General features: G+C 73.9%; 12 protein-coding genes. 8 read left to right on the top strand and 4 right to left on the bottom strand.

From position 1 onward, the window contains the following. Nucleotides 1-100: 100 nt before the first annotated feature. Genes L1785_RS10950 through atzF form a run of 4 tightly spaced genes read left to right on the top strand, consistent with a single transcriptional unit; the run spans nucleotide 101 to nucleotide 6,855 of the window. On the top strand, nucleotides 101-943 hold the full coding sequence (locus L1785_RS10950; RefSeq protein ID WP_236089300.1) for an urea amidolyase associated protein UAAP1: 843 nt from the start codon (nucleotides 101-103) through the stop codon (nucleotides 941-943). Then, nucleotides 940-1,587, top strand: coding sequence for an urea amidolyase associated protein UAAP2 (locus L1785_RS10945; protein ID WP_236089299.1), 648 nt, complete (start codon nucleotides 940-942; stop codon nucleotides 1,585-1,587). Before L1785_RS10950 ends, L1785_RS10945 begins: the two co-directional genes overlap by 4 nt. Continuing rightward, nucleotides 1,580-5,170 (top strand): urea carboxylase, encoded by a 3,591-nt coding sequence (gene uca, locus L1785_RS10940; protein WP_236089298.1) that lies wholly within the window; start codon nucleotides 1,580-1,582, stop codon nucleotides 5,168-5,170. Before L1785_RS10945 ends, uca begins: the two co-directional genes overlap by 8 nt. Next, nucleotides 5,167-6,855 (top strand): allophanate hydrolase, encoded by a 1,689-nt coding sequence (gene atzF, locus L1785_RS10935; protein WP_236089297.1) that lies wholly within the window; start codon nucleotides 5,167-5,169, stop codon nucleotides 6,853-6,855. The genes uca and atzF overlap by 4 nt, the downstream gene beginning before the upstream one ends. A 134-nt stretch (nucleotides 6,856-6,989) precedes the next feature. On the opposite strand, the gene L1785_RS10930 is transcribed toward atzF, so the two are convergent. Beyond that, complete coding sequence (locus L1785_RS10930; RefSeq protein WP_236089296.1) at nucleotides 6,990-8,294, bottom strand: D-alanyl-D-alanine carboxypeptidase family protein; 1,305 nt, start codon at nucleotides 8,292-8,294, stop codon at nucleotides 6,990-6,992. Between the two features lie 194 nt (nucleotides 8,295-8,488). Here L1785_RS10930 and L1785_RS10925 point away from each other — a divergent pair, with 194 nt between their 5' ends. From L1785_RS10925 to L1785_RS10910, 4 genes are all read left to right on the top strand, one after another. Next, complete coding sequence (locus L1785_RS10925; RefSeq protein ID WP_236089295.1) at nucleotides 8,489-9,364, top strand: oxygenase MpaB family protein; 876 nt, start codon at nucleotides 8,489-8,491, stop codon at nucleotides 9,362-9,364. Between the two features lie 114 nt (nucleotides 9,365-9,478). Continuing rightward, nucleotides 9,479-13,255: an Ig-like domain-containing protein gene (locus L1785_RS10920; RefSeq protein ID WP_236089294.1), complete on the top strand. Its 3,777-nt coding sequence runs from the start codon at nucleotides 9,479-9,481 to the stop codon at nucleotides 13,253-13,255. Between the two features lie 145 nt (nucleotides 13,256-13,400). Then, the gene (gene ppdK / locus L1785_RS10915; RefSeq protein WP_236089293.1) at nucleotides 13,401-16,109 is read left to right on the top strand and encodes a pyruvate, phosphate dikinase; all 2,709 of its coding nucleotides are present in this window, start codon (nucleotides 13,401-13,403) and stop codon (nucleotides 16,107-16,109) included. A gap of 33 nt (nucleotides 16,110-16,142) precedes the next feature. Then, nucleotides 16,143-17,513, top strand: coding sequence for an acyltransferase family protein (locus L1785_RS10910; RefSeq protein WP_236089292.1), 1,371 nt, complete (start codon nucleotides 16,143-16,145; stop codon nucleotides 17,511-17,513). Here the strand turns inward: L1785_RS10910 and L1785_RS10905 are convergent. Genes L1785_RS10905 through L1785_RS10895 form a run of 3 tightly spaced genes read right to left on the bottom strand, consistent with a single transcriptional unit; the run spans nucleotide 17,470 to nucleotide 21,114 of the window. Beyond that, complete coding sequence (locus tag L1785_RS10905; protein WP_236089291.1) at nucleotides 17,470-18,561, bottom strand: ABC transporter ATP-binding protein; 1,092 nt, start codon at nucleotides 18,559-18,561, stop codon at nucleotides 17,470-17,472. The genes L1785_RS10910 and L1785_RS10905 overlap by 44 nt on opposite strands. After that, nucleotides 18,558-20,075: an ABC transporter permease gene (locus tag L1785_RS10900; RefSeq protein ID WP_236089290.1), complete on the bottom strand. Its 1,518-nt coding sequence runs from the start codon at nucleotides 20,073-20,075 to the stop codon at nucleotides 18,558-18,560. The genes L1785_RS10905 and L1785_RS10900 overlap by 4 nt, the downstream gene beginning before the upstream one ends. Beyond that, on the bottom strand, nucleotides 20,065-21,114 hold the full coding sequence (locus tag L1785_RS10895; protein WP_236089289.1) for an extracellular solute-binding protein: 1,050 nt from the start codon (nucleotides 21,112-21,114) through the stop codon (nucleotides 20,065-20,067). The genes L1785_RS10900 and L1785_RS10895 overlap by 11 nt, the downstream gene beginning before the upstream one ends. Nucleotides 21,115-21,116 lie beyond the last annotated feature (2 nt).

Genomic DNA, 21,116 nt, shown 5'->3' with positions numbered 1-21,116 from the left:
GGTGCACCGGTTTACACAAGATTTACCTGGTCGAGACACCGGATGTCGTCGACCCTCGTTGAATTTCTGTTGATCGACAGAAAATCCTGAAGGAGGAGCCGTGACCACCGCACAGGAGACCTCGACCACCGCCGGTGCCAAGGCGCATGCCCGGGCGCAGGCGGGCACGGTCGTGTACGCCGCCCCGACGGTGCCCGCCTCGCGCTGGGCCGAGCCACCGGCCGGCGTCGACGCCGACGACGTCGTCTGGGCCGACCGCATCCCGGGCGGCGGCTACGCGCACCGCGTGCTCGCGCCGGGCACGACCATCCGGCTGACCGACGTGGAGGGCGACGCCTGCGCGTCGCTCGTGCTCTACCACGCGGACATGCCCTGGGAACGGCTCAACGTCGCGGACACCGTCAAGGTCCAGTGGCAGGTCTACGCGGGAGGGGGCTATCTGCTCCTCAGCGACCAGGCCCGGGTGCTCGCCACCGTCCTCGAGGACACCTCCGGTCACCACGACACGCTCTACGGCACCTCGTCCCGCGCGCGCAACGAGGAGCGCTACGGCGACGGCGCGCCCGAGGGGCCCAGCCCCGCCGGCCGCGAGCTGCTCGCACTGGGGGCCGCCAAGAACGGCCTCGGCCGTCGCGACATCCCGCCGTCGGTCTCCTTCTTCCAGGGCATCCGCGTCGACTCCGACGGCCGCCCGCAGTGGGAGGGGTCGGCCGGACCGGGGGCGAGCGTCACCCTGCGCACCGAGCTGCCCGTCGTCGTGCTCCTCGCCAATGCCGCGCACCCGCTCGACCCGCGGCCCGGCTACACCTCCACGCCGCTGGAGATCCTCGCGTGGCGCGACCGCGTCACCACCCCCGCGGATCCGGTGTGGAGCGCGACGCCGGAGGGGCACCGTGCCTTCGAGAACACCGACGACCACCGGAAGGGACGTGGACTGCGATGACCACCGCCGAGACCACCCAGGCCCAGGCCGCGTTCGGGCCCGAGATCCACCGCGAGACCGTGGCCGCCCGGGCGCCCTGGTCGAGGGTGCTGGTGAAGGGCCAGGTGCTGACGATCGTCGACCTCGACGGCAACCAGGCGGTCGACTTCCTGGCGTACGACGCCCAGGACACCGCCCGCGCCTACAGTGCCCAGGCCACCATCCAGGCGCAGGAGACGGTCTTCCTCACCACCGGCAGCGTGCTCCGTGACAACGAGTACGAGCCGCTGCTCACGGTCGTGGCCGACGAGGTGGGCAGGCACGACACCCTCGGCGGCGCCTGCTCCCGCGAGTCCAACACCCTGCGCTACGGCCACCACACCTACGCCCAGCACGCGTGCGCCGACAACTTCCTGCGCGAGCTCAGCAGGTACGGCATGGGCAAGCGCGACCAGGTCTCCAACGTCAACTGGTTCATGAACGTCCCGGTCGACCCGGACGGTGCCCTCGGCATCGTGGACGGCATCTCCGCTCCCGGCCTGTCGTTGTCGCTGCGCGCCGAGAAGGACACCCTCGTCGTCGTCTCGAACTGCCCGCAGATCAACAACCCGTGCAACGGCTTCGACCCCAGCCGCGCGGAGATGGTGGTGTACGCCGGTGCCTGACCGTACCGCTGCCCGTCCGATCCGCACCCTGCTCGTCGCGAACCGCGGGGAGATCGCCTGCCGGATCATCCGCACCGCGCACGACCTGGGTCTGCGCACCGTCGCGGTGTTCTCGGAGGCGGACCGCGGGGCCGCGCACGTCCACCTGGCCGACGACGCCGTGCTCCTCGGTCCCACTCCGCCGGCCGAGTCGTACCTGAACGTCGAGGAGATGCTGCGCGCCGCCAAGACCACCGGGGCGGACGCGGTGCATCCTGGCTACGGCTTCCTGGCCGAGGACGCCGACTTCGCGCTCGCGGTCGAGGGCGCCGGCATGGTGTTCGTCGGCCCGACCCCCGAGCAGCTGCGGATCTTCGGCGACAAGCACTCCGCCCGTGCGGCCGCGGTCGCAGCCGGCGTACCGGTGTTCCCCGGCACGGGGCTGCTCGCCGATGCCGACCACGCCGTGGCCGAGGTCGAGCGGATCGGCTACCCGGTCATGCTCAAGGCCACCGCCGGCGGCGGCGGGATCGGCATGACCGTCTGCCGCGACGACGACGAGCTGCGCGAGGCGTTCGACCGGGTCGCGGGGCTGGCGCTGCGCAGCTTCGGCTCGGGCGGGGTCTTCGCGGAGCGGTACGTGGAGCGGGCGCGACACGTCGAGGTGCAGGTCTTCGGCGACGGCGCCGGAGGAGTGGTCTCTCTGGGCGACCGCGACTGCTCCCTGCAGCGGCGCAACCAGAAGGTGGTGGAGGAGGCGCCCGCGCCTGCCCTGCCCGACCATGTCCGCGAGCGGCTCCACCGGGCCTCGCGCGACCTGGCCGCCTCGATCGGCTACCGCTCCGCCGGCACGGTGGAGTTCGTCTACGACGCCGCGCGCGAGGAGGCCTCCTTCCTGGAGGTCAACACGCGCCTCCAGGTCGAGCACCCGGTCACCGAGCAGGTGACCGGCGTGGATCTCGTCGCCTGGATGCTCCGGCTCGCCGGTGGCGACGACGCCTTCCTCTCCGGCTACCGGGAAGCCGGGACGGTCCCGGTCCGCGGGCACGCCGTCGAGGCCCGGGTCTACGCCGAGGACCCGGCGGCGGACTTCCGGCCCAGCGCCGGCACCCTCACCCGCGTGGAGCTCCCCGAGGGCGACGGCATCCGCGTCGACGCCTGGGCGGTGACGGGCACCGAGGTCACGACCGCCTACGACCCGATGCTCGCCAAGGTCATCGCCACGGCCGAGGACCGCGACACGGCCCTGGACCTGCTGCGGCGAGCCCTCGACCGCACGCGGGTCGACGGCATCGAGGTGAACCTCGGGATGCTGCGGGCAGCGGTCGACCTGCCCGGCTTCCGTACCGCCCTGCACACGACCGGCACCCTCGCGGGGGTGGGCGACCCGGAGCCACGCATCGCGATCACCCGCGCCGGCCTCATGACCACGGTGCAGGACGCCGACGGCCGGGTCGGCTACTGGCAGGTCGGCGTACCCCCGAGCGGAGCAATGGACGACCGGTCCCTGCGGCTGGCCAACCTCGCGCTCGGCAACGAGGAGAACGCCGCCGGCCTGGAGTGCACCGCCTCGGGACCGGCGCTGATCGTCACCCACGACACGCAGGTGTGCGTCGCCGGGGCTCCGGCGCGAGTGACCGTCGACGGTGTCGACGTGCCGCAGTGGGAGCCGGTGCTCGTGCCGGCCGGCGCGACGCTCGACATCGGCGACGCGGCGGCGGGCCTGCGCACCTACGTGGCCTTCGCCGGAGGCCTGGACGTCCCCGAGTATCTCGGCAGCGCCGCCACGTTCACCCTGGGCCGGTTCGGTGGCCACGGCGGGCGTGCGCTGCGGCCCGGCGACGTGCTGCGCACCCTGCCGGCGCCGGCCGGACTGGCCACGGCCCCCGTGCCCGAGGTTCGCCGGCCGACGTTCGGCAGCCACTGGGACCTCACGGTGACCGAGGGACCGCACGCGGCGCCGGAGTTCTTCACCCGCGCCGACGTCGAGCAGCTCTACGCCACCCCCTACGAGGTGCACTTCAACTCCGCCCGCACCGGTGTCCGGCTCGTGGGCCCCAAGCCCGTGTGGGCCCGCCGTGACGGCGGGGAGGCGGGGCTGCACCCCTCGAACATCCACGACACGGCGTACTCCGTCGGAGCCCTGGACTTCACCGGCGACACCCCGATCCTCCTGGGGCCCGACGGGCCGAGCCTCGGCGGCTTCGTCTGCCCTGTCACCGTGGTGTCCGCGGACCGCTGGAAGCTGGGTCAGCTCCGGCCGGGGGACACCGTCTCGTTCGCGCCGGTACGCGGCGAGGCCGCCGCCTCGCCGCGGCTGCTGGACCTGCCGGCGTACCTGCCCGGCGGCGACGGGGACGACGGCGTGCTGCGCCGGCTCGACGGCGACCCCGTGGTCACCTACCGCCGCCAGGGCGACGACGCCGTCCTCGTGGAGTACGGCGACATCGTGCTCGACCTCGCCCTGCGCGCCCGCGTCCACGCGCTCCACACCGCGCTGGCCGAGCGCGGCCTGCCCGGCGTCCTCGACCTCACGCCCGGCATCCGCTCGCTGCAGGTGCACGTGGACACCGACGTGCTGCCGCAGCGGGTCCTGCTCGACCTGCTCGCCGAGACCGAGGCGTACCTGCCCCCCACCACCGGCCTGGTGGTCCCCAGCCGGCAGGTGCGCCTGCCGCTGAGCTGGGACGACCCGGCCACGCGCGAGGCGATCGCCCGCTACATGGCCGGCGTCCGGGACGACGCGCCCTGGTGCCCATGGAACATCGAGTTCATCCGGCGGATCAACGGACTGGCCTCCGTCGACGACGTGTACCGGACCGTGTTCGACGCCGAGTACCTGGTGCTGGGCCTCGGGGACGTCTACCTGGGGGCACCCGTGGCGACCCCGCTCGACCCGCGGCACCGGCTCCTGACGACGAAGTACAACCCCGCCCGCACCTGGACGGCGGAGAACTCCGTCGGCATCGGCGGCGCCTACCTGTGCATCTACGGCATGGAGGGGCCGGGCGGGTACCAGTTCGTCGGCCGCACCACCCAGGTGTGGCGCACGCACCCCGCTCGTGGGCAGGACCCGTGGCTGCTGAGGTTCTTCGACCGGATCAGCTGGTACCCCGTCGAGCCCGAGGAGCTCCTCGACCTGCGCGCCGATCTCGCCGCCGGGCGCACCAGCCTCGACATCACCGAGGGCGCCTTCTCGCTCGCCGAGCACGAGGGGTTCCTGCGCGACAACGCCGAGTCGATCGCCGCCTTCCGGGCGACGCAGGGGGCGGCGTTCGACGCGGAACGCCAGGCCTGGGAGGAGGCCGGAGAGTTCGACCGCGCCGAAGCCGCGCTCACGGTCGAGGTGGCCGGCCCGGAGGACGTGGTGGTGCCCGAGGGGGGCACCCGCGTGGACGCGCCCTTCGTCGCGAACGTCTGGAAGGTGGAGGTCGCCGTGGGCGACCTTGTGGAGGAAGGACAGACCTTGGTCGCGCTGGAGGCGATGAAGATGGAGACGTACCTCGCCGCGCCGTCCGCCGGCGTGGTCACCGCCGTGCCCGCGAGCCCCGGGGTGCAGGTCGCGCCGGGCGACGCCCTCGTCGTGCTGGGACCGGCCTCGTGAGCGCCCGCCCAGAGGCCTTCATCGCGCTCCGCGACGCCGCCGAGGTGGAGGCGGAGCTCTCCGCGTCCTCCGGGCCGCTGGCCGGCCTCCGGCTCGCGGTGAAGAACAACGTGGACGTGGCCGGCTTCCCGACGACAGCCGCCTGCCCGGCGTACGCCACCGAGCCCGCCGGCACCGACGCTGTGGCGGTCGCCCGGCTCCGCGCCGCCGGCGCCACCGTGGTGGGCGTCACGAACCTGGACCAGTTCGCCACCGGGCTCGTCGGTCAGCGCAGCCCCTACGGGGGCGTCCGGGACGCCCGCCGCGAGACGCACGTGTCCGGCGGGTCGAGCTCCGGCTCGGCGGTCGCGGTGGCGCTGGGCGCGGCCGACCTCGCGATCGGCACCGACACCGCGGGCTCGGGCCGGGTGCCGGCCGCCTTCCAGGGGATCGTCGGTATCAAGCCGACCCTCGGCGTGGTGTCGGTGGAGGGCGTCGTCCCCGCCTGCCGGTCCTGGGACGCGGTGACGATCCTCGCCCGCGACCTCGCCACCGCCGACGCCGCGATGGCGGCGATGGCGGGTGGCCCCGGCACGCGTCGCTGGCCCGTCGACGCCCCGCTCGCCGCGCCGGCCGCGGCCCGCGTCGCGGTCCCCGCCCGGCTGACCGAGATGGCTCCCGCCTGGGCCGAGGCCTTCCAGGAGGCGGCCGACCGGCTCCGATCGGACGGGTGCGTCGTCGAGGCGATCCCGTTCGCCCCCTTCCTGGCCGCGGCCCGGCTGCTCTACGACGGCGGGCTGGTCGCCGAGCGGCACGCTGCGGTCGGTGAGTTCGTCGACGCCCACCCCGAGCAGGTCGACCCGACGGTCGGCGCCATCATCGCCAGGGCGGGCGAGGTCAGCGGCTCCGCCATGGTTCGCGACCTGGCCCGGCTCGAGGTGCTGCGCGCCGAGTGCCTCGGTCTCCTCGATGGGTTCGACGCGCTGCTGGTCCCGACGGCCCCCTTCCAGCCGACCGTTGCCGAGGTCGACGCCGAGCCGGTGGCCGCCAACTCCCGGGTCGGCACCTACACCAACTTCTGCAACCTCTTCGACCTGTGTGCGGTCGCCGTGCCGTCGGGCACGGTCGACGAGGGGCCGGCCGGGATCGCCCAGTTCGGGGTCACCGTGGTCGCGCGGACGTTCCACGATGCCGTCGCGCTGGACCTGGCACGACGGGTCATGCTTCCCGCGCCGCCGCCGGAGGAGTACGCGGGCGGCACCGGCCCGCTGCCGGAGCGGCCGCTCCCGTGGCCCGCCTCGATCGTCGACGGGGGAGTGGAGGCGGTCGAGCTCCTCGTGGTCGGTGCCCATCTCACGGGGCAGCCGCTCGAGCGGGAGCTTCGCGCGCTCGGCGCGCGCTGGCTCGGTCCGGCACGGACCGCCGCGGCGTACTCCCTCGCCGCGCTCGACACCATCCCGCCCAAGCCGGGGCTCACGCGCGTCGGCGCCGGCGGTGTCTCCGTGGACGGCGAGGTCTGGGCGCTCTCGGCCGGTGCGCTGGGCAGGTTCCTCGCGGCGCTCCCTGCACCGATGAACCTCGGCCGGGTCGAGCTCGACGACGGCCGCTGGGCCGTGGGGTTCGGGTGCGCCGCGGACGCGGCGGCCGCCGGGGCGGACATCAGCGCGCACGGCGGCTGGCGCGCCTGGCTGGCGTCGCCGGCCTGAGCCCGCGCCGCCGGCGGCGCGCTGCACTCCGGCTTGACCCGCTGCCCGCAAACCGCCGTCGTGGCAGGGTGATGTCATGAGCCGGACCATCCAGAGGGACCCGGCCGGCATGACCGCCACCAGGGGCGGCGAGCCTAGGGCAGGTCGTACTCCCAGTGCCAGGGCTCGTTCTTGGTCCCGGCGGCGCGCGCCCAGTCCGGGTTGTCCCAGCCGAACGCGGGCGCGTTCGCGCGCATCCACTCGTACTTGGCGGTGCCGTAGCTCTGCAGCCCGTCCGACAGGTCCACCGCGAGGCCCAACCCGTGCTCGGACGTGCCCGGCACGGCCGCCAGGTCAGGCTTGATGGTCTTGGTGGCGACCTGCGCCCCGTATGACCGGTACGAGTCGACCACGGTCAGGTTCCGTCCGAACCGGGCCGCGAACGCCACGTTCAACCGCTCCAGCTGGTCGGCCGCGTCGCAGCGCAGCCGCTCGCCGGGTGCGAACGAGAGCTCGCACAGCAGGGCGACGGGGATCCGGCCGTTGGCGTATCCGGCGGTGGCCGACGCGAGCTCCGCGAGCCGCGCTGCCCGAGCCTGGGCCTCGGCCGCGGCCGCGGCGGCCCGCTGGGCGGCGATCTCCTCGGGGGTGGGAGGCGCGGGCGTCACGGACACCGCGGCGACGGGCGTCGTGTCGAGCAGCGCGTTGAGCGCGGCGGTCGCCTCCTGGATCGCGATGGCGGCCTCGTCGGCCGTGGGCGGGATGTCCGACGCCGGATCGGTCTCCTCGGGCGTGCCCGTCGCCGTCGCGCGAATCTGGTCGGGCGCCTCGCCGGCCTCGTCGGGAACGGTCAGCGCCTCGACGACGGGGGCCACGGGGACTGCCGGCGTCGTGCCGGTTTCGACCGCGACCGCCGTCTCGGCGACCGCAGCCGCGGCGTCGGCCGCCGTCGTCGTCGGGCCGGTGGCTTCCGGGACGGGCGAGCGCTCACCGGTGCGCGGCGTGGTGGCCGTGCGGTCGTGCAGAACCGGCTTGGTGCGGGCGTCGACGACGAGGTCGCGCAACGCGGACGTGGCCCTGGTGATCTGGTCACGGGCGGCGGTGTCGACGGGGGCCTCGGTGGTCACGTACTGGGCCTCGGAGAGCGCCTCGCTGGCGGCCTGCACCGCCGTCGCGACCTCGGTGCTGGCCTCGACCGCGGGGACCACGGTCGGCGACGGGGTGGCCGTGGGAGCGGCCGACGGGGTGACCGGGAGCGCGGCGTACCTCGTCGACGTCGACCCGGGGGCCAGGCCGTCGCCGGCCGACGCGGTCAGGGCCATGGTGGCGAGGACGGCTGCGACGGCCAGGGACGAACGGCGGGTCAGGGGGCGGCCGTGCCGGGTGGAGCCGGTTCGCTGCCAGAAGGCGGCGCGCGGCTCGCGCCGTTTCTGGGCGCGACCGATTCCGGAGCGTGGCATGGAGGTCCCCTGTCGAGGCCAGGGGCTGGCATCGCTTGGTCGCCCGCCGGGGAGGCGCCCTGGTTCCGTCCCTTCGAGGCTGACACATGCGCAAGGCGCAAGTCAAGCATGTTCAGCAAATTTGCGTGAGACGCATCTAACAGCGGGTTGACCGGAGTCTGTGACGCGCGCACGCGGCGGGCCATACTGGCACCATGTCGGCCGCCACGAACCCCGTCGAGCGCCTGCGTGCACGGGTGGGTGACGCTCTCTTCACCCGCGTCGCCGGGCCCCAGGGGTACGAGGCTCGCGACCGCATCCACCTCACTCCCGGCCCTCGCTGGTTCGCCCCGGGCAGCCCCATCCGCCGGGTCCACGCCGACGCGGCGACCTTCGCCGGAGGGCTGCGGGCGCTGCTGCTGCAGTCCCTGCACCCGCTCGCGATGGCGGGCGTCGCCGGCCACTCGGGTTACCGCGGCGACCCGTGGGGGCGCCTGGCACGCACGTCCACGTTCCTCGCCTTCACGACGTTCGCGACCGCGGACGACGCCGAGGAGATGATCGACCGGGTGCGTGCCGTCCACGCACGGGTGCGGGGCAGGACCGCCGACGGCCGCCCGTACCGGGCGAGCGACCCCCACCTGCTGACGTGGGTGCACGTCGCGGAGGCCGACTCGTTCCTCGCCGCCCATCAGCGCTACGGCGAGAAGCCGCTCAGCGCCGACGAGGCGGACGAGTACGTCGCTCAGTCCGGGCGGGTCGCACGCGCGCTGGGCGCTGAGGTCGTGCCGGAGACGGTCGCCGAGCTGGCCGAATGCCTTCAGTCCTACCGCGGCGAGCTCGAGGCCACGCCCGAGGCCCTCGACACCGCGCGCTTCCTCCTGCGCGAGCCACCGCTACCCCTGCCGGTGCGCGTCCCCTACAGCCTGCTCGCGGCCGGGTCCGTGGCGCTGCTGCCCTCCTGGGCGCGCGACGAGCTCGGCGTGGAGACCTGGTTCAGCCGGTCCCTCGGCGGGCCGGCCGGGGCCGTCGCCATCCGCGCCGTGCGCTGGGGCCTCGGTCCCGCCGAGAGCCGCGGGGGCACGCGGTAGCACCTGATCGAGCGTCCGCCATGCAGGCACTCCGGCCTTGCCGGTATCGGCCGTACCTCCGGTGATGTTAACGTCACCATTCGCGCAAGGATGCGCCAGAAGAGGGAGCGATCGATGAGATCTCGAAGCGTCATGCGCCGGACGGCGGGGGCGGTGACGGCCGCGGTGGTGGCCGTCACCGGCGTCGCGGCACCGGTGACGGCGGCCGTGCCCACCGTGCCCGATCCGGTGACGTACTCTGCGTATCCGGCCGTCACCGACCCGGGCAACACGTCGGGGAGCTACTTCCAGCCATTCTGGTACGACACCGACGGGCGCCACGTCCAGGCGCACGGCGGCCAGGTCGTCACGCGGACCGCCGAGGAGCTCGGCGTCGACGACGGTGAGGCCGTCGCCGTGGAAGAGGGCGGCACGACGGTCTACTACTGGTACGGCGAGGACCGGTCGAACGGCTACTACGAGAGCCCGGGAGTCTCGCTGTACACGTCGACCGACACGTACAACTGGACCAACCGCGGCGTCGTGATGCGGTCGGTCACGTCGCGTCAGGATCTCGAGTCGGAGTACTTCGACGCGATCTACGACACGGTGGCCGACGACGGCACGCCCCGCACCGCGACGATCGACGACCTGTTCTACTACCTCAACGTCAAGAGCACGACGGCGACGGGCGAGGCGCAGCTCAACGCGATCTTCGAGCGGCCCAAGGTGCTGCACAACGCGCAGACCGGCAAGTGGGTCATGTGGTGGCACTCCGACGGGAGCACCACGCCCGGCGGCAGCAACTACGCGCGCTCGCTGGCCGCCGTCGCCGTCGCCGACTCGCCGACCGGACCCTTCAAGCTCCACGGCGCCTACCGCCTGTACAACGAGCCCACGTACAAGACCGCGTGCAACCAGAACAGCGCCGTGCCGGGCGGCGCGCGCGACATGACGGTGTTCCAGGACACCGACGGCACCGCGTACGTCGCGTACTCGTCGGAGGAGAACCGCAGCCTCTACATCGCCAAGCTCAACGCCGAGTACACGAACGTCGAGAAGACGTCGGCGACCGACACCGTGGGCATCCAGTACTCGGCCGACGGGCAGTACCCGCGGATCTTCGCCGACGGCACGCAGGGCGCGCCGGTCGCGGGCCAGGACTACAGCATCGTGCGCCGGTGCGGCCTCCTCGAGGCGCCCGCGCTGTTCGTCCACGACGGCAAGTACTACGCCGTCACCTCCGGCGCGACCGGCTGGCGGCCCAACGCGCAGACGTACTACACGGCCGACTCGCTCGTCGGCTCGTGGATCCGGGGCGTGCTGCCCGACGACCCGTACGAGAACGTCGCGTACGACACGATCCCCGAGGGCGGGGACGGCCTCCTGTCCTACGGCGACACGCGCCGGACGAGCTTCGGGTCCCAGTCCACGAACGTCCTCCCGCTGGACCCGGCCGAGGGCAGGTTCATCTACATGGGCGACCGGTGGAACAGCGGCGCCGCGGACTCCACGTACGTCTGGCTGCCCATGACGTTCGGCGAGGGTGGCCGCCTCGAGATGCGCAACCCCGCCGCGCAGGACGCCCGGTGGGCGTCCGGCTGGACGGAGGAGTACTGGGACGACAAGGGCGCCGGGCCGTACATCTGGCGGGTGACCGACGATCGCCTCCCGGCCACGGTCCGCACCAACGAGGACCTCTCGCAGGTGCTGGCCAGCACGGTCGCGGTCACCGCGAACGGCGTCACCACGGAGGTGCCGGTCACGTGGAGCCCGACCACGCTCGGAACGGCCGGGCAGCAGACGCTCACGGGCACGCTCGCCGGCGACGACGACTTCACGCCCGGACGGACGTTCCGTCGCACCGTCGAGGTGGTCGCGCACGGCGTGCACAACTTCGCGCCCACCGCCACGGTGACGGCGTCGAGCCGGCAGTCGCTCGCCGCGACGACGATCGACGGCAGCCTCGGCAAGGGCTGGGACGACTGGGTCGGCGGGGGCAGGTACCCGCTGTCGAGCACCCTCGACTACGCGTGGCCCGAGCCGCGCGCGCCGCGTGAGGTCGTGGTCCACCTCTACAAGGACGGCACGACGGCGACCTGGCCTTCGCGGATCGCGGTTCAGTACCAGGACGCCTCGGGCGCCTGGCAGGACTCCGGCGTGGCGGCCGACGTCGCGCAGGACGCTGCCGGACCCGCGCCGGTGGTGCGGCTCGACACGTCGTCGGTCCCGCCCACGACCGCCGTCCGCGTCCGCCTGACCACCGCGACGTCGACGTGGCAGTCCGTGGCCGAGGTCGAGATCCTCGGCCTCGCACCGGCGCCCGGTACGGAGCTCGCGAGCCTGTCCGTCGACGGCGTGCTGGTCGCGGGCTTCCACCCGGCGGCGTGGGACCACACGGTCCTCGCCGAGAGCCCGACGCCGTTGGTGGCGGGCACGGCTGCGGCCCCCGGAGCCACCGTCACGGTCAGTCAGCCGACGGCCGAGCGGCCCTGGGCGTTCGTCGTCGTGACGGCCTCGGAGGACGGCAACCCGGTGGCCGAGCGCATCTACCGGGTCAAGGTGCTGCACCCCGGCAGCGACGCCCGCCTCGCGAGCCTCGCCGTCGACGGTGCGCCCGTCGCGGGGTTCGCCGCGGACACCCTCGGCTACGGCGTCCAGACCGGGCCGTGGGGTCCCGTCCCGGACGTGACGGCCGACCCCGTCCAGGACGGCGCGACCGTCGACGTCGAGGCGGACCAGCTCTCGGCGCGCGTCACCGTCACCTCGCCCGACGGGAGCGCCACCCGCACGTACACGGTGAAGTTCACCAGCCCGGGCTGCGCCGACCCCACCGTCACGGCCCCGTGGGCGGCGGCTGCGTGGGGCACCCGCCCGGCGTCCTTCTGCCAGGGCGAGGGTTCCTCGTTCCGCATCTCCGACGCCGGCGACGGCGCCTGGACGAACAAGGACAACCTCAGCGTGATCTACCAGCCCGACCGGCTGCCCGTGGGCGGATCCATCCAGACCTACGCCGCCGCGATGGACCGCGGGCCCAACGGCGACCCGCGCAGCGGTCTCGTCGTGCGCAACGACCTGTCCGTCGCGGGCAAGGGAGTCTCGGACGGGTACGTCACCTTCGTGGCGAGCCCGGGCGGGGCGTACCTGCAGTGGGACGCGAACGGCAACGGCTTCCTCGACACCCAGTCGAGCGCCGTCGCGGTCGCGACGTGGCCGGTCCACCTGCGCCTCGAGCGCACGACGGACACGACGGTGACCGGGTACTACCGCGCCGCCGCCGACAAGCCGTGGACGGTGGTGGGGACCGCGCCGCTGACCAGTGCGGACGCCCTGCTCGATGCCGGAACGGTCGCGACCGCCAACAACGCCGCGGGGACGTCGGTCGCCACCCTGATCGGCACGCGGTTCTGGGACGAGCCGGACTCGGCCGACGCCGTGCACGTCGGGACGGTGGCCGAGACGGCACCGGTCCTGCCGGAGACGGTCGGCGTGACGCTCGTCGGCGGCGGCCGGATCACCGCTCCCGTCAGCTGGGACCCGATCGATCCGCCGGCCTACGCCGCAGCGGGGACGTTCACGGTGTCCGGCTCGGTCGGGGGCACCGGGCTCGTCGCCCAGGCGACGGTGACGGTCGCGCCGCGGCCCGTGTACGCCGTCGTCGGTCAGGAGACGACGTTCGCGGCGGGGGGCTTCGCCCCCGGTGAGGTCGTGCACGTCGAGCTGGTGCCCCGCGACAAGTCGGGCAAGCCGTTGTCGCCCGTCCCGCTGGGCGACGTGACCGCTGACGAGGGCGGCGTGGTGACACCCCGCTTCACCCTGAGCGGCGTCCGCGTCGGCACCCACGAGCTCGTCCTTCGTGGAGCCTCCGGCACGGAGCTCGCGCTGAAGCTGGTCCTGGTACGGGCTGAGTGACCGGTCCTGCCGTCGGCACAGGTGATCCGTCGCCTGTGCCGACGGCAGGGGCGGGCACCATCCGCCGGAACGGCGCCCCCCGGCGCGGGTTAACGTTGAGAACCGGGGTGCTCATCGACGTGCACCCGCCGAGGCGGTGACGACGATGCCGAAGTACGTGTACAGGTTCGACGAGGGCGGCAAGGACCAGCGCGACCTGCTGGGTGGCAAGGGGGCCAACCTGGCCGAGATGACCCGCATCGGTCTGCCCGTGCCGCCAGGGTTCACGATCACCACGGAGGCGTGCCGCGCGTACATGCGCGACGGGCGCGTGCCGCCCGGGCTGCGCGTCGAGGTCACCACGGCGCTGCGGCAGGTCGAGGACGCCCTCGGGCGCCGCCTCGGGGCACCGCGCGACCCGCTGCTGGTCTCCGTGCGCTCGGGCGCCAAGTTCTCGATGCCCGGGATGATGGACACGGTCCTCAACGTGGGCCTCACCGACGCCTCCGTCCAGGGCCTGGCCGACATGTCGGGCGACGAGCGCTTCGCCTGGGACTCCTACCGGCGCCTGGTGCAGATGTTCGGCGCCACGGTCCTCGGGGTCGACGCCCGGGCATTCGCCGAGGCGCTCGAGGCGCGCAAGGCCGCGGCCGGCGTCGGGTCCGACGTCGACCTCGCGGCCGCCGACCTGCGCGCGCTCGTGGACGACTACCGCCGGATCGTGCGTGCGACGTGCGGCCGCGACTTCCCGCAGGACCCGCGCGAGCAGCTCGACCTGGCGATCGAGGCGGTCTTCGGCTCGTGGAACACCGGGCGCGCACGCCTGTACCGGCGTCGTGAGCGCATCCCGGACGACCTCGGCACCGCGGTCAACGTCGTGGCGATGGTGTTCGGCAACCTCGGCGACGACTCGGGCACCGGCGTGTCGTTCACGCGCGACCCCTCCTCGGGGCACGCCGGAGCGTACGGCGACTACCTGCCCAACGCGCAGGGCGAGGACGTCGTGGCGGGCATCCGCAACACCCTCTCGCTCGACGACCTGCGCACGCGTGACCCGAGCTCGTACGACGAGCTCCTCGCGGCGATGCGGCGCCTGGAGACCCACTACCGCGACCTGTGCGACATCGAGTTCACGATCGAGCGGGGCCGGCTGTGGCTGCTGCAGACCAGGGTGGGCAAGCGCACCGCGGCCGCGGCGTTCCGCGTCGCCGTGCAGCTCGTCGACGAGCACCTCATCACCCTCGACGAGGCGCTCGCGCGCGTCACCGGGGAACAGCTCGGGCGACTGCTGTTCCCGCGCTTCGACCGCACCGCCGACACCCCGCTGCTCACCCGCGGCCTGGGCGCGTCCCCCGGGGCGGCCGTGGGCGAGATCGTGATGGACAACATGCAGGCGCTCGCCCGCACCCGGGCCGGCGCGAAGGTCGTCCTCGTGCGGCGCGAGACCAACCCGGACGACCTGGCCGGGATGATCGCCGCCGACGGGATCCTCACCGCCCGCGGCGGCAAGACGTCCCATGCCGCCGTCGTCGCGCGCGGCATGGGCAGGTGCGCGGTCGTCGGTGCGGAGGCGCTCGACGTCGACGAGGCGCGCGGCGAGGTGCGGGTCGACGGCGTCGTGCTGCACCCGGGCGACGTGATCGCGCTCGACGGGACGACGGGCGAGGTGTTCCGCGGCGAGGTGCCCGTCGTCGACTCCCCGGTCATGCGGTACGTCGCCGACGGGCTCGACGCCGGCCTGCGAGCCGCGCCCGACGGCGAGGTGCGCGAGCTCGTGCACGCCGTGCACCGCCTCCTCACCCACGCCGACTCCGTGCGTCGCCTGCGGGTGCGCGCCAACGCCGACACCGCCGACGACGCCCGCCGTGCCCGGGCCCGCGGCGCCGAGGGCATCGGGCTGTGCCGCACCGAGCACCAGTTCCTGGGCGAGCGCCGCCGCTATGTCGAGCAGGTCGTGCTCGCCGGCAGCGACGACGAGCGGCAGGCCGCCCTCGCCGACCTGCTGCCGCTGCAGCGCGCGGACTTCACCGACCTGCTCGAGGCGATGGACGGCCTGCCCACGACGATCCGGCTCCTCGACCCGCCGCTGCACGAGTTCCTGCCCGACCTCACGGAGCTGTCGGTCCGCGTGGCGCTCGAGGAGGAGCGCGGGCAGGCCGACGAGCACGACGTGCGCCTGCTCGCGGCCGTCCGGCGCATGCACGAGCAGAACCCGATGCTCGGGCTGCGCGGGGTCCGGCTGGGGCTGACCGTGCCGGGGCTGTTCGCGCTGCAGGTGCGCGCGATCGCCGAGGCAGCGGTCGGGCTGCGCCGGGCCGGGCGCGACCCGCGCCCGGAGATCATGGTGCCGCTCGTCGGCTCGGTGCGGGAGATGCAGCTCGTGCGGGCCGAGGCCGAGGGTGTGCTCGCGGAGGTCGCCGAGAGCAGCGGCGTGCCGCTCGAGGTCCCGATCGGCTGCATGATCGAGCTGCCGCGCGCCGCGCTCACCGCGCAGCGCATCGCGACCCAGGCGGACTTCTTCTCGTTCGGCACCAACGACCTCACGCAGACGACGTGGGGGTTCTCGCGCGACGACGTCGAGGGCGCGTTCTTCTCGGAGTACCTCGAGAACGGGGTGCTGACGATCTCGCCGTTCGAGACCCTCGACGCCGACGGCGTCGGGGCGCTCGTGCGTATCGGCGTCGAGCGCGGCCGGTCGGCGCGCCCCGGCCTGCACTGCGGGGTGTGCGGCGAGCACGGGGGAGACCCGGAGTCGATCCACTTCTTCCACGAGGTGGGCCTCGACGACGTCTCGTGCTCACCCTTCCGGGTCCCGGTCGCCCGCCTCGAGGCCGGCCGCGCCGCCGTGCTCGCCGGCGAAGACACCACCGTGTAGCGCGCGACGGACGACAAGGCCTCGGGAGGAGCCGTGTCCTCGATCCAGGACCTGGCAGCGCGGACGCCGTCGTCCCGTCGGCGCGACCTGGACCTGCTGCGCGCCGCCGCGATCGGTGCCGTCGTCCTCGGGCACTGGCTCATCCTGACCGTCGAGCGCCCGAGCGACGGACACCTCACCGGCTTCAGCGTCCTGCCCGAGCTGCCGTGGGCGCACGCGGTGACCTGGCTCTTCCAGGTGATGCCCGTGTTCTTCCTCGTCGGCGGCGCCGCCAACGCCATCTCCTGGACACGCCAGCGCGCTCGCGGCGGGACGGCCACGCGCTGGCTGCTCGACCGCAGCGCCCGGCTGTTCCCGCCGCTCACCGCTTTCCTGCTCGTCGTGGCCGGGGGAGCGGCCGCCGCCCGGCAGGCCGGCGCCGCGCCCGACGTCGTCGCGCAGGCCGTCGCGCTCGTGATCCTGCCGCTGTGGTTCCTCGTCGTCTACCTCGGCGTGACCGCGCTGACGCCCCTGACCTACCGGCTCCACGAACGCCACGGGCTCGCCGTGCCGGTCGCCCTGGTCGCCGGCGTCGCGCTCGGCGACGTGCTGCGCCTCGCGACCGGCCAGGAGCTCGCGGCGGCCGGCAGCTTCGCCCTCGGGTGGCTCGCCGTCCAGCAGGCGAGCTACGCCTGGCACGACGGCACCCTGCGGCTCGGGCCCCGGCGGGCGGCCACGCTCGTCGTCGTCGGCGTAGGCACCCTCCTGCTCCTCACCGGGCCGGGACCGTACCCGGTGAGCATGGTGACGGTGCCGGGAGCCGCGATCCAGAACCCGTCGCCGCCCACCCTCGCGCTCCTGACCCTCGCGGCCACCCAGCTCGGCATCGTCGCGCTTGTGGCCCGGCCGGCGGAGCGATGGCTGGCCCGACCCCGGCCCTGGGCCGTCGTGGTCGCCGTCAACACTGTCGTCCTCACCGTGTACCTGTGGCACCTGGTCGCGGCGCTCCTCGCGGCCCTCGCCCTCGACGCCCTCGGGCTGCTGCCGCCGAGCGACCCGGGCACGGCCGGGTGGTGGCTCGGGCGCGTGCCGTGGCTCGTGGCGCTCGCGGCCGTCCTGGCGGTGCTCGTGATCCTGCTCGGGCCGGTCGAGACCCGTGCACCGGCCCGCCGAGCGCGGGCCGAGGCCGACGACGGCCGACGGCGCACTCGCGGCCTCGCGGCGGTGGCGGCGGCGCTCGCACGGACGGGCCCCGTCGTCGGCGCGTACGTGGCGGCGGTCGCCGGCCTGCTGTGGCTCACGGCCGCGGGCGGCGGGCCGCACGGCCCGTTCGCGGTGCCCACCGGCGCGCTCGTCGTCACTCTCGGGAGCGCTGCGGTGCTCAGGTTCGGGCGCGCCGGCGCGCGACAGAGGGAGAAGGTGTAGCAGCGAAGACCTCGCGCCCGAACGCGCGGACGGGCCCGGCCACGCTCACCCCGACGTGCTCACCGGGGGCGGGCGTGTCCATGCCCAGGACCCGGGCACGGACCCGGTGTGAGGCATCGTCGACGAGGTCGAGCTCGACCGCGGCGTCGTGCCCGAAGTACGCGACGCTGTGGACGACAGCGTCCACCTGGCCGGCCCCCGGCAGGGTCAGCGTGATCTGTTCGGGCCGGATCATCACCTCCACGTCACCCTGGAGAACGGGTCCCTGGAACGGCAGGCTTCCGAGGAGGCAGGCGACCCGCCCATCGGCCGCGCTGCCCGCCATCATCACCGCGTCACCGAGAAACGCAGCAACTTCGGCGTCGACCGGCTCGCGGTAGACCGTCCTGGGGCGATCCACCTGCCGGAAGCGTCCGTGCGCGAGGATCGCGACCTCGTCGGCGAAGGACAGCGCCTCGTCCTGGTCGTGGGTGACCAGGATGGCCGTGGAACCGGTCGCGCGCAGCGCCCGGGCGGTCGCCTCGCGGGTGGTGGTCCGCAGGGCGGTGTCCAGCGAGGAGAACGGCTCGTCGAGCAGGATCAGCGCGGGGCGCGGGGCGAGGGCCCTGGCGAGGGCCACCCGTTGCTGCTGGCCGCCGGAGAGCTGGTCCGGGCGCCGCTCTGCCATGGCGGCGGGAAGCCCGACGAGCTCGAGAAGCTCGAGCACACGGTCGTGATGGCGGTTCCGTGGCCAGGGCAGGCCGAAGGTGATGTTGCCGGCGACCGACAGGTGCGGGAACAGCCCGCCGTCCTGCCGGACGTAGCCCACACCGCGCCGCTCGGGCGGGACCGACACCCCCGGACCGGCGACGGTCCGGCCGCCGACGACGATCGTGCCCGACCGTGGCCGCAGGAAGCCCGCGACGACCCGGAGCAGCGTGGTCTTGCCGCTGCCGGAGCCGCCCAGCACCGCGGTGGTCGTACCTTCCGGCACGGTGAGGTCGATGTCCTCGAGCACCGCCTCCACGCCGTATCCGGCCGTCACGCCGGACAGCCTGACCTCGCTCATCGCTCCTCCAGGATCTGCCGCCGCAGCAGCATCGTCAGCGGCACGGACATCGCGATCATCACGGCCGCGTACGGGGCGGCGGCGGCGTAGTCCAGCTCGCTCGCCTCTCGCCAGAATGCCATGGCGAGGGTGTCGGTCCCGGTGGGGGCCAGCAGCAGGGTAGCGGTCAGCTCGGTGCCGACCGCGAGGGCCACCAGGACGAAGCCTGTCAGCACCGATGGGGCGATCAGCGGCACGACGACCCGGACAAAGGTCGCCGGTCCGCGCAACCCGAGGGAGCGGGCTGCCTCGGAGAGCTCCGGTGGGGCTGCGGCGAGGCCCGCGCGCAGCGAGACCATCGCCCGGGGCAGGAACAGGATGGTGTAGGCCAGGACGATCAGCCCCACCGTCTGGTAGATCGGCCTGGCCCAGCGCACTGCGAGGGTGACGAGGGCCAGCCCGACGACCACTCCCGGCAGTGCGCTGGCGAGGAAGGTGGTCCGCTCGAGCAGCAGCGTCACGCCCGAGCGGTGCCGGTTCAGCAGCCAGGCGCCGGGCAGGGCCGCCGCGACGGCTGCAAGGGCCCCCAGCACGGCGAGCCCCAGGGTGCTGAGGGCGACCTGCCCGAGGTCGGCGTCGAGCCGGCCCGTGCCGTCGAGGGCACGCACCAGCCAGCGACCCACGGTGGTGACGGGGACAGCGAGGGAGAGCGACACGACTGCCGTCAGGAACAGCAGCGCCGGCACGGTCCAGCCGCCCAGCGCGACGGGGATGGCGCGGCGCTGCGCACCGGACCCCACCCGGGCCACCCGGCGGCGCCCCCGGGCGACCAGCTCCAGCGTGAGCGCGAGCAGGCACAGCGCCAGCAGCATCGAGGCGAGCAGGCTGCCGGAGGTGTCACTGAACCCCACCGCGTACTGCTGCATGATCGCGGTGGTGAAGGTCTGGAAGCGCATCATCTCCAGCACGCCGTACTCGGCCAGGAGGTGGAGCGCCACGAGCAGCGCCCCGCCGCTCAGTGCGGGCCTGAGCCGCGGCAGCACGGTACGGACGACGGCCGCGGCGGACGAGTGGCCGAGGGAGCGCGCCACCTCCTCGTCGCCCGGGTCGAGCGTTCGCAGCAGGGCGGCCACGGGCAGGAACACGAACGGGAAGTACGCGAGCGTGGTGATCAGAGCGGCGCCGGCGAAGCCGGTGAGCCCGGGTGCCACGGTGACCCAGGCGTAGGCGCTGACGAACGCCGGCACGGCGAGGGGGGCCAGGAGCAGGGTGCGCCACACCCCGGCCCAGGGCAGTGCGGTGCGCTCCACGAGCCAGGCCGCCAGGGTGCCCACGACGACCGTCGCGGGCACCGTCACGGCGACGAGCATCCCGGTGTGCGTCAGCAGCTCGCCGATGCGTGGCCGGAACAGGTACTCCGCCGCGTGCTCGGGGCCGGCCGACACCGCTGCCGGGAGGACGACGAGCAGCGGCAGCACCGTGACCGCGGCGACCAGGATGGCCACCGCGGCGACGCCGCGGGTCCTAGAGGACACCGGCATCCGTCATCACCGCGACGACGTCGTCCGAGTTGAGCGTGAACGGGTCGACCGGAGGAGCCTCCAGGCTGTCGAGCGCCGGCAGGGCCGGATCCGACGCGACGCCGTTGCCGACGGCGTACTCCATGGACCCGCTGTCGACCAGGACCTGCTGACCCTCCGGGCTGGTGACGTAGGCGAGGAACTGCTGGGCAGCGTCGGCCATGTCCGACGAGGCGAGCACGCCGCCTGCGGACAGGCTGACGAACGCGCCGGGGTCCTGGTTACCGAAGTAGTGCAGCGCCGTGTTCGCGCTGCCCTCCGTGTCGCCGGCCTGGTCGCGGTACCAGTAGTAGTGGTACATGATCCCGACCGGGACCTCGCCCGCGTTGACAGCCTTCATCGTGGCGATGTTGTTCTGGTAGACCTCGGCGTTCTCGGCCAGCGCCTCGAGCCAGGCCCGCGTCTCGTCCTCGCCCTGATCGGCCAGCATGCCGGCCACGATGGCCTGGAAGTCGGCGCCGCCGGGTGCCGCGCCCCACTTGCCGGCCCACTCCGGGTTCGCGAGGTCCATGATCGATGCGGGCAGCTCGTCCTCGCTGATCTGATCCGTGTTGTAGACGAGCACCGTCGAGCGGGCGGCGATCGCCGTCCACAGGCCGGACGAGGGGGCCATCCCGTCGCCGACCTGCGCCGTGGTGCTCTCGTCCACCGGCGCGAGGAGCCCGGCGCGCTCGACCACGGTCATGGCCGGTGAGTTCTCCGTGAGGAAGACGTCGGCGGGCGACGCCTTGCCCTCCTGGACGATCATGTGCCCCATCGAGGAGTCCTGACCCTCGCGAACCTGGGTCTCGATGCCGGTCTCCCTGGTGAACGCCTCGGCCCACGCCTCGGTGACGTTGCGGTGCTGGGAGGAGTAGATCTGCAGCGCACCGGGCTGCGCCTCGAAAGCTTCCTCGGCCGTGCCGCCGGCACAGGCGGACAGGCCCAGGGGGAGGGCCAGCAGGGCAGCGAGGAGGGGGCGGCGGTTCTGGGGCACGCGGGTCTTCCGTTTCATCG

The organism is Antribacter soli (genome assembly GCF_021568775.1).
Lineage (GTDB): Bacteria > Actinomycetota > Actinomycetes > Actinomycetales > Cellulomonadaceae > Antribacter > Antribacter soli.
This window is presented reverse-complemented; position numbering and strand designations above follow the sequence as displayed.

Excerpts from the sequence above, each read along its gene's own strand:
- L1785_RS10945 (WP_236089299.1), top strand. The coding sequence starts at position 940 with ATGACCACCGCCGAGACCACCCAGGCCCAGGCCGCGTTCGGGCCCGAG.
- L1785_RS10930 (WP_236089296.1), bottom strand. The coding sequence starts at position 8,294 with ATGCCACGCTCCGGAATCGGTCGCGCCCAGAAACGGCGCGAGCCGCGC.
- L1785_RS10925 (WP_236089295.1), top strand. The coding sequence starts at position 8,489 with ATGTCGGCCGCCACGAACCCCGTCGAGCGCCTGCGTGCACGGGTGGGT.
- L1785_RS10920 (WP_236089294.1), top strand. The coding sequence starts at position 9,479 with ATGAGATCTCGAAGCGTCATGCGCCGGACGGCGGGGGCGGTGACGGCC.
- ppdK (WP_236089293.1), top strand. The coding sequence starts at position 13,401 with ATGCCGAAGTACGTGTACAGGTTCGACGAGGGCGGCAAGGACCAGCGC.
- L1785_RS10905 (WP_236089291.1), bottom strand. The coding sequence starts at position 18,561 with ATGAGCGAGGTCAGGCTGTCCGGCGTGACGGCCGGATACGGCGTGGAG.
- L1785_RS10895 (WP_236089289.1), bottom strand. The coding sequence starts at position 21,114 with ATGAAACGGAAGACCCGCGTGCCCCAGAACCGCCGCCCCCTCCTCGCT.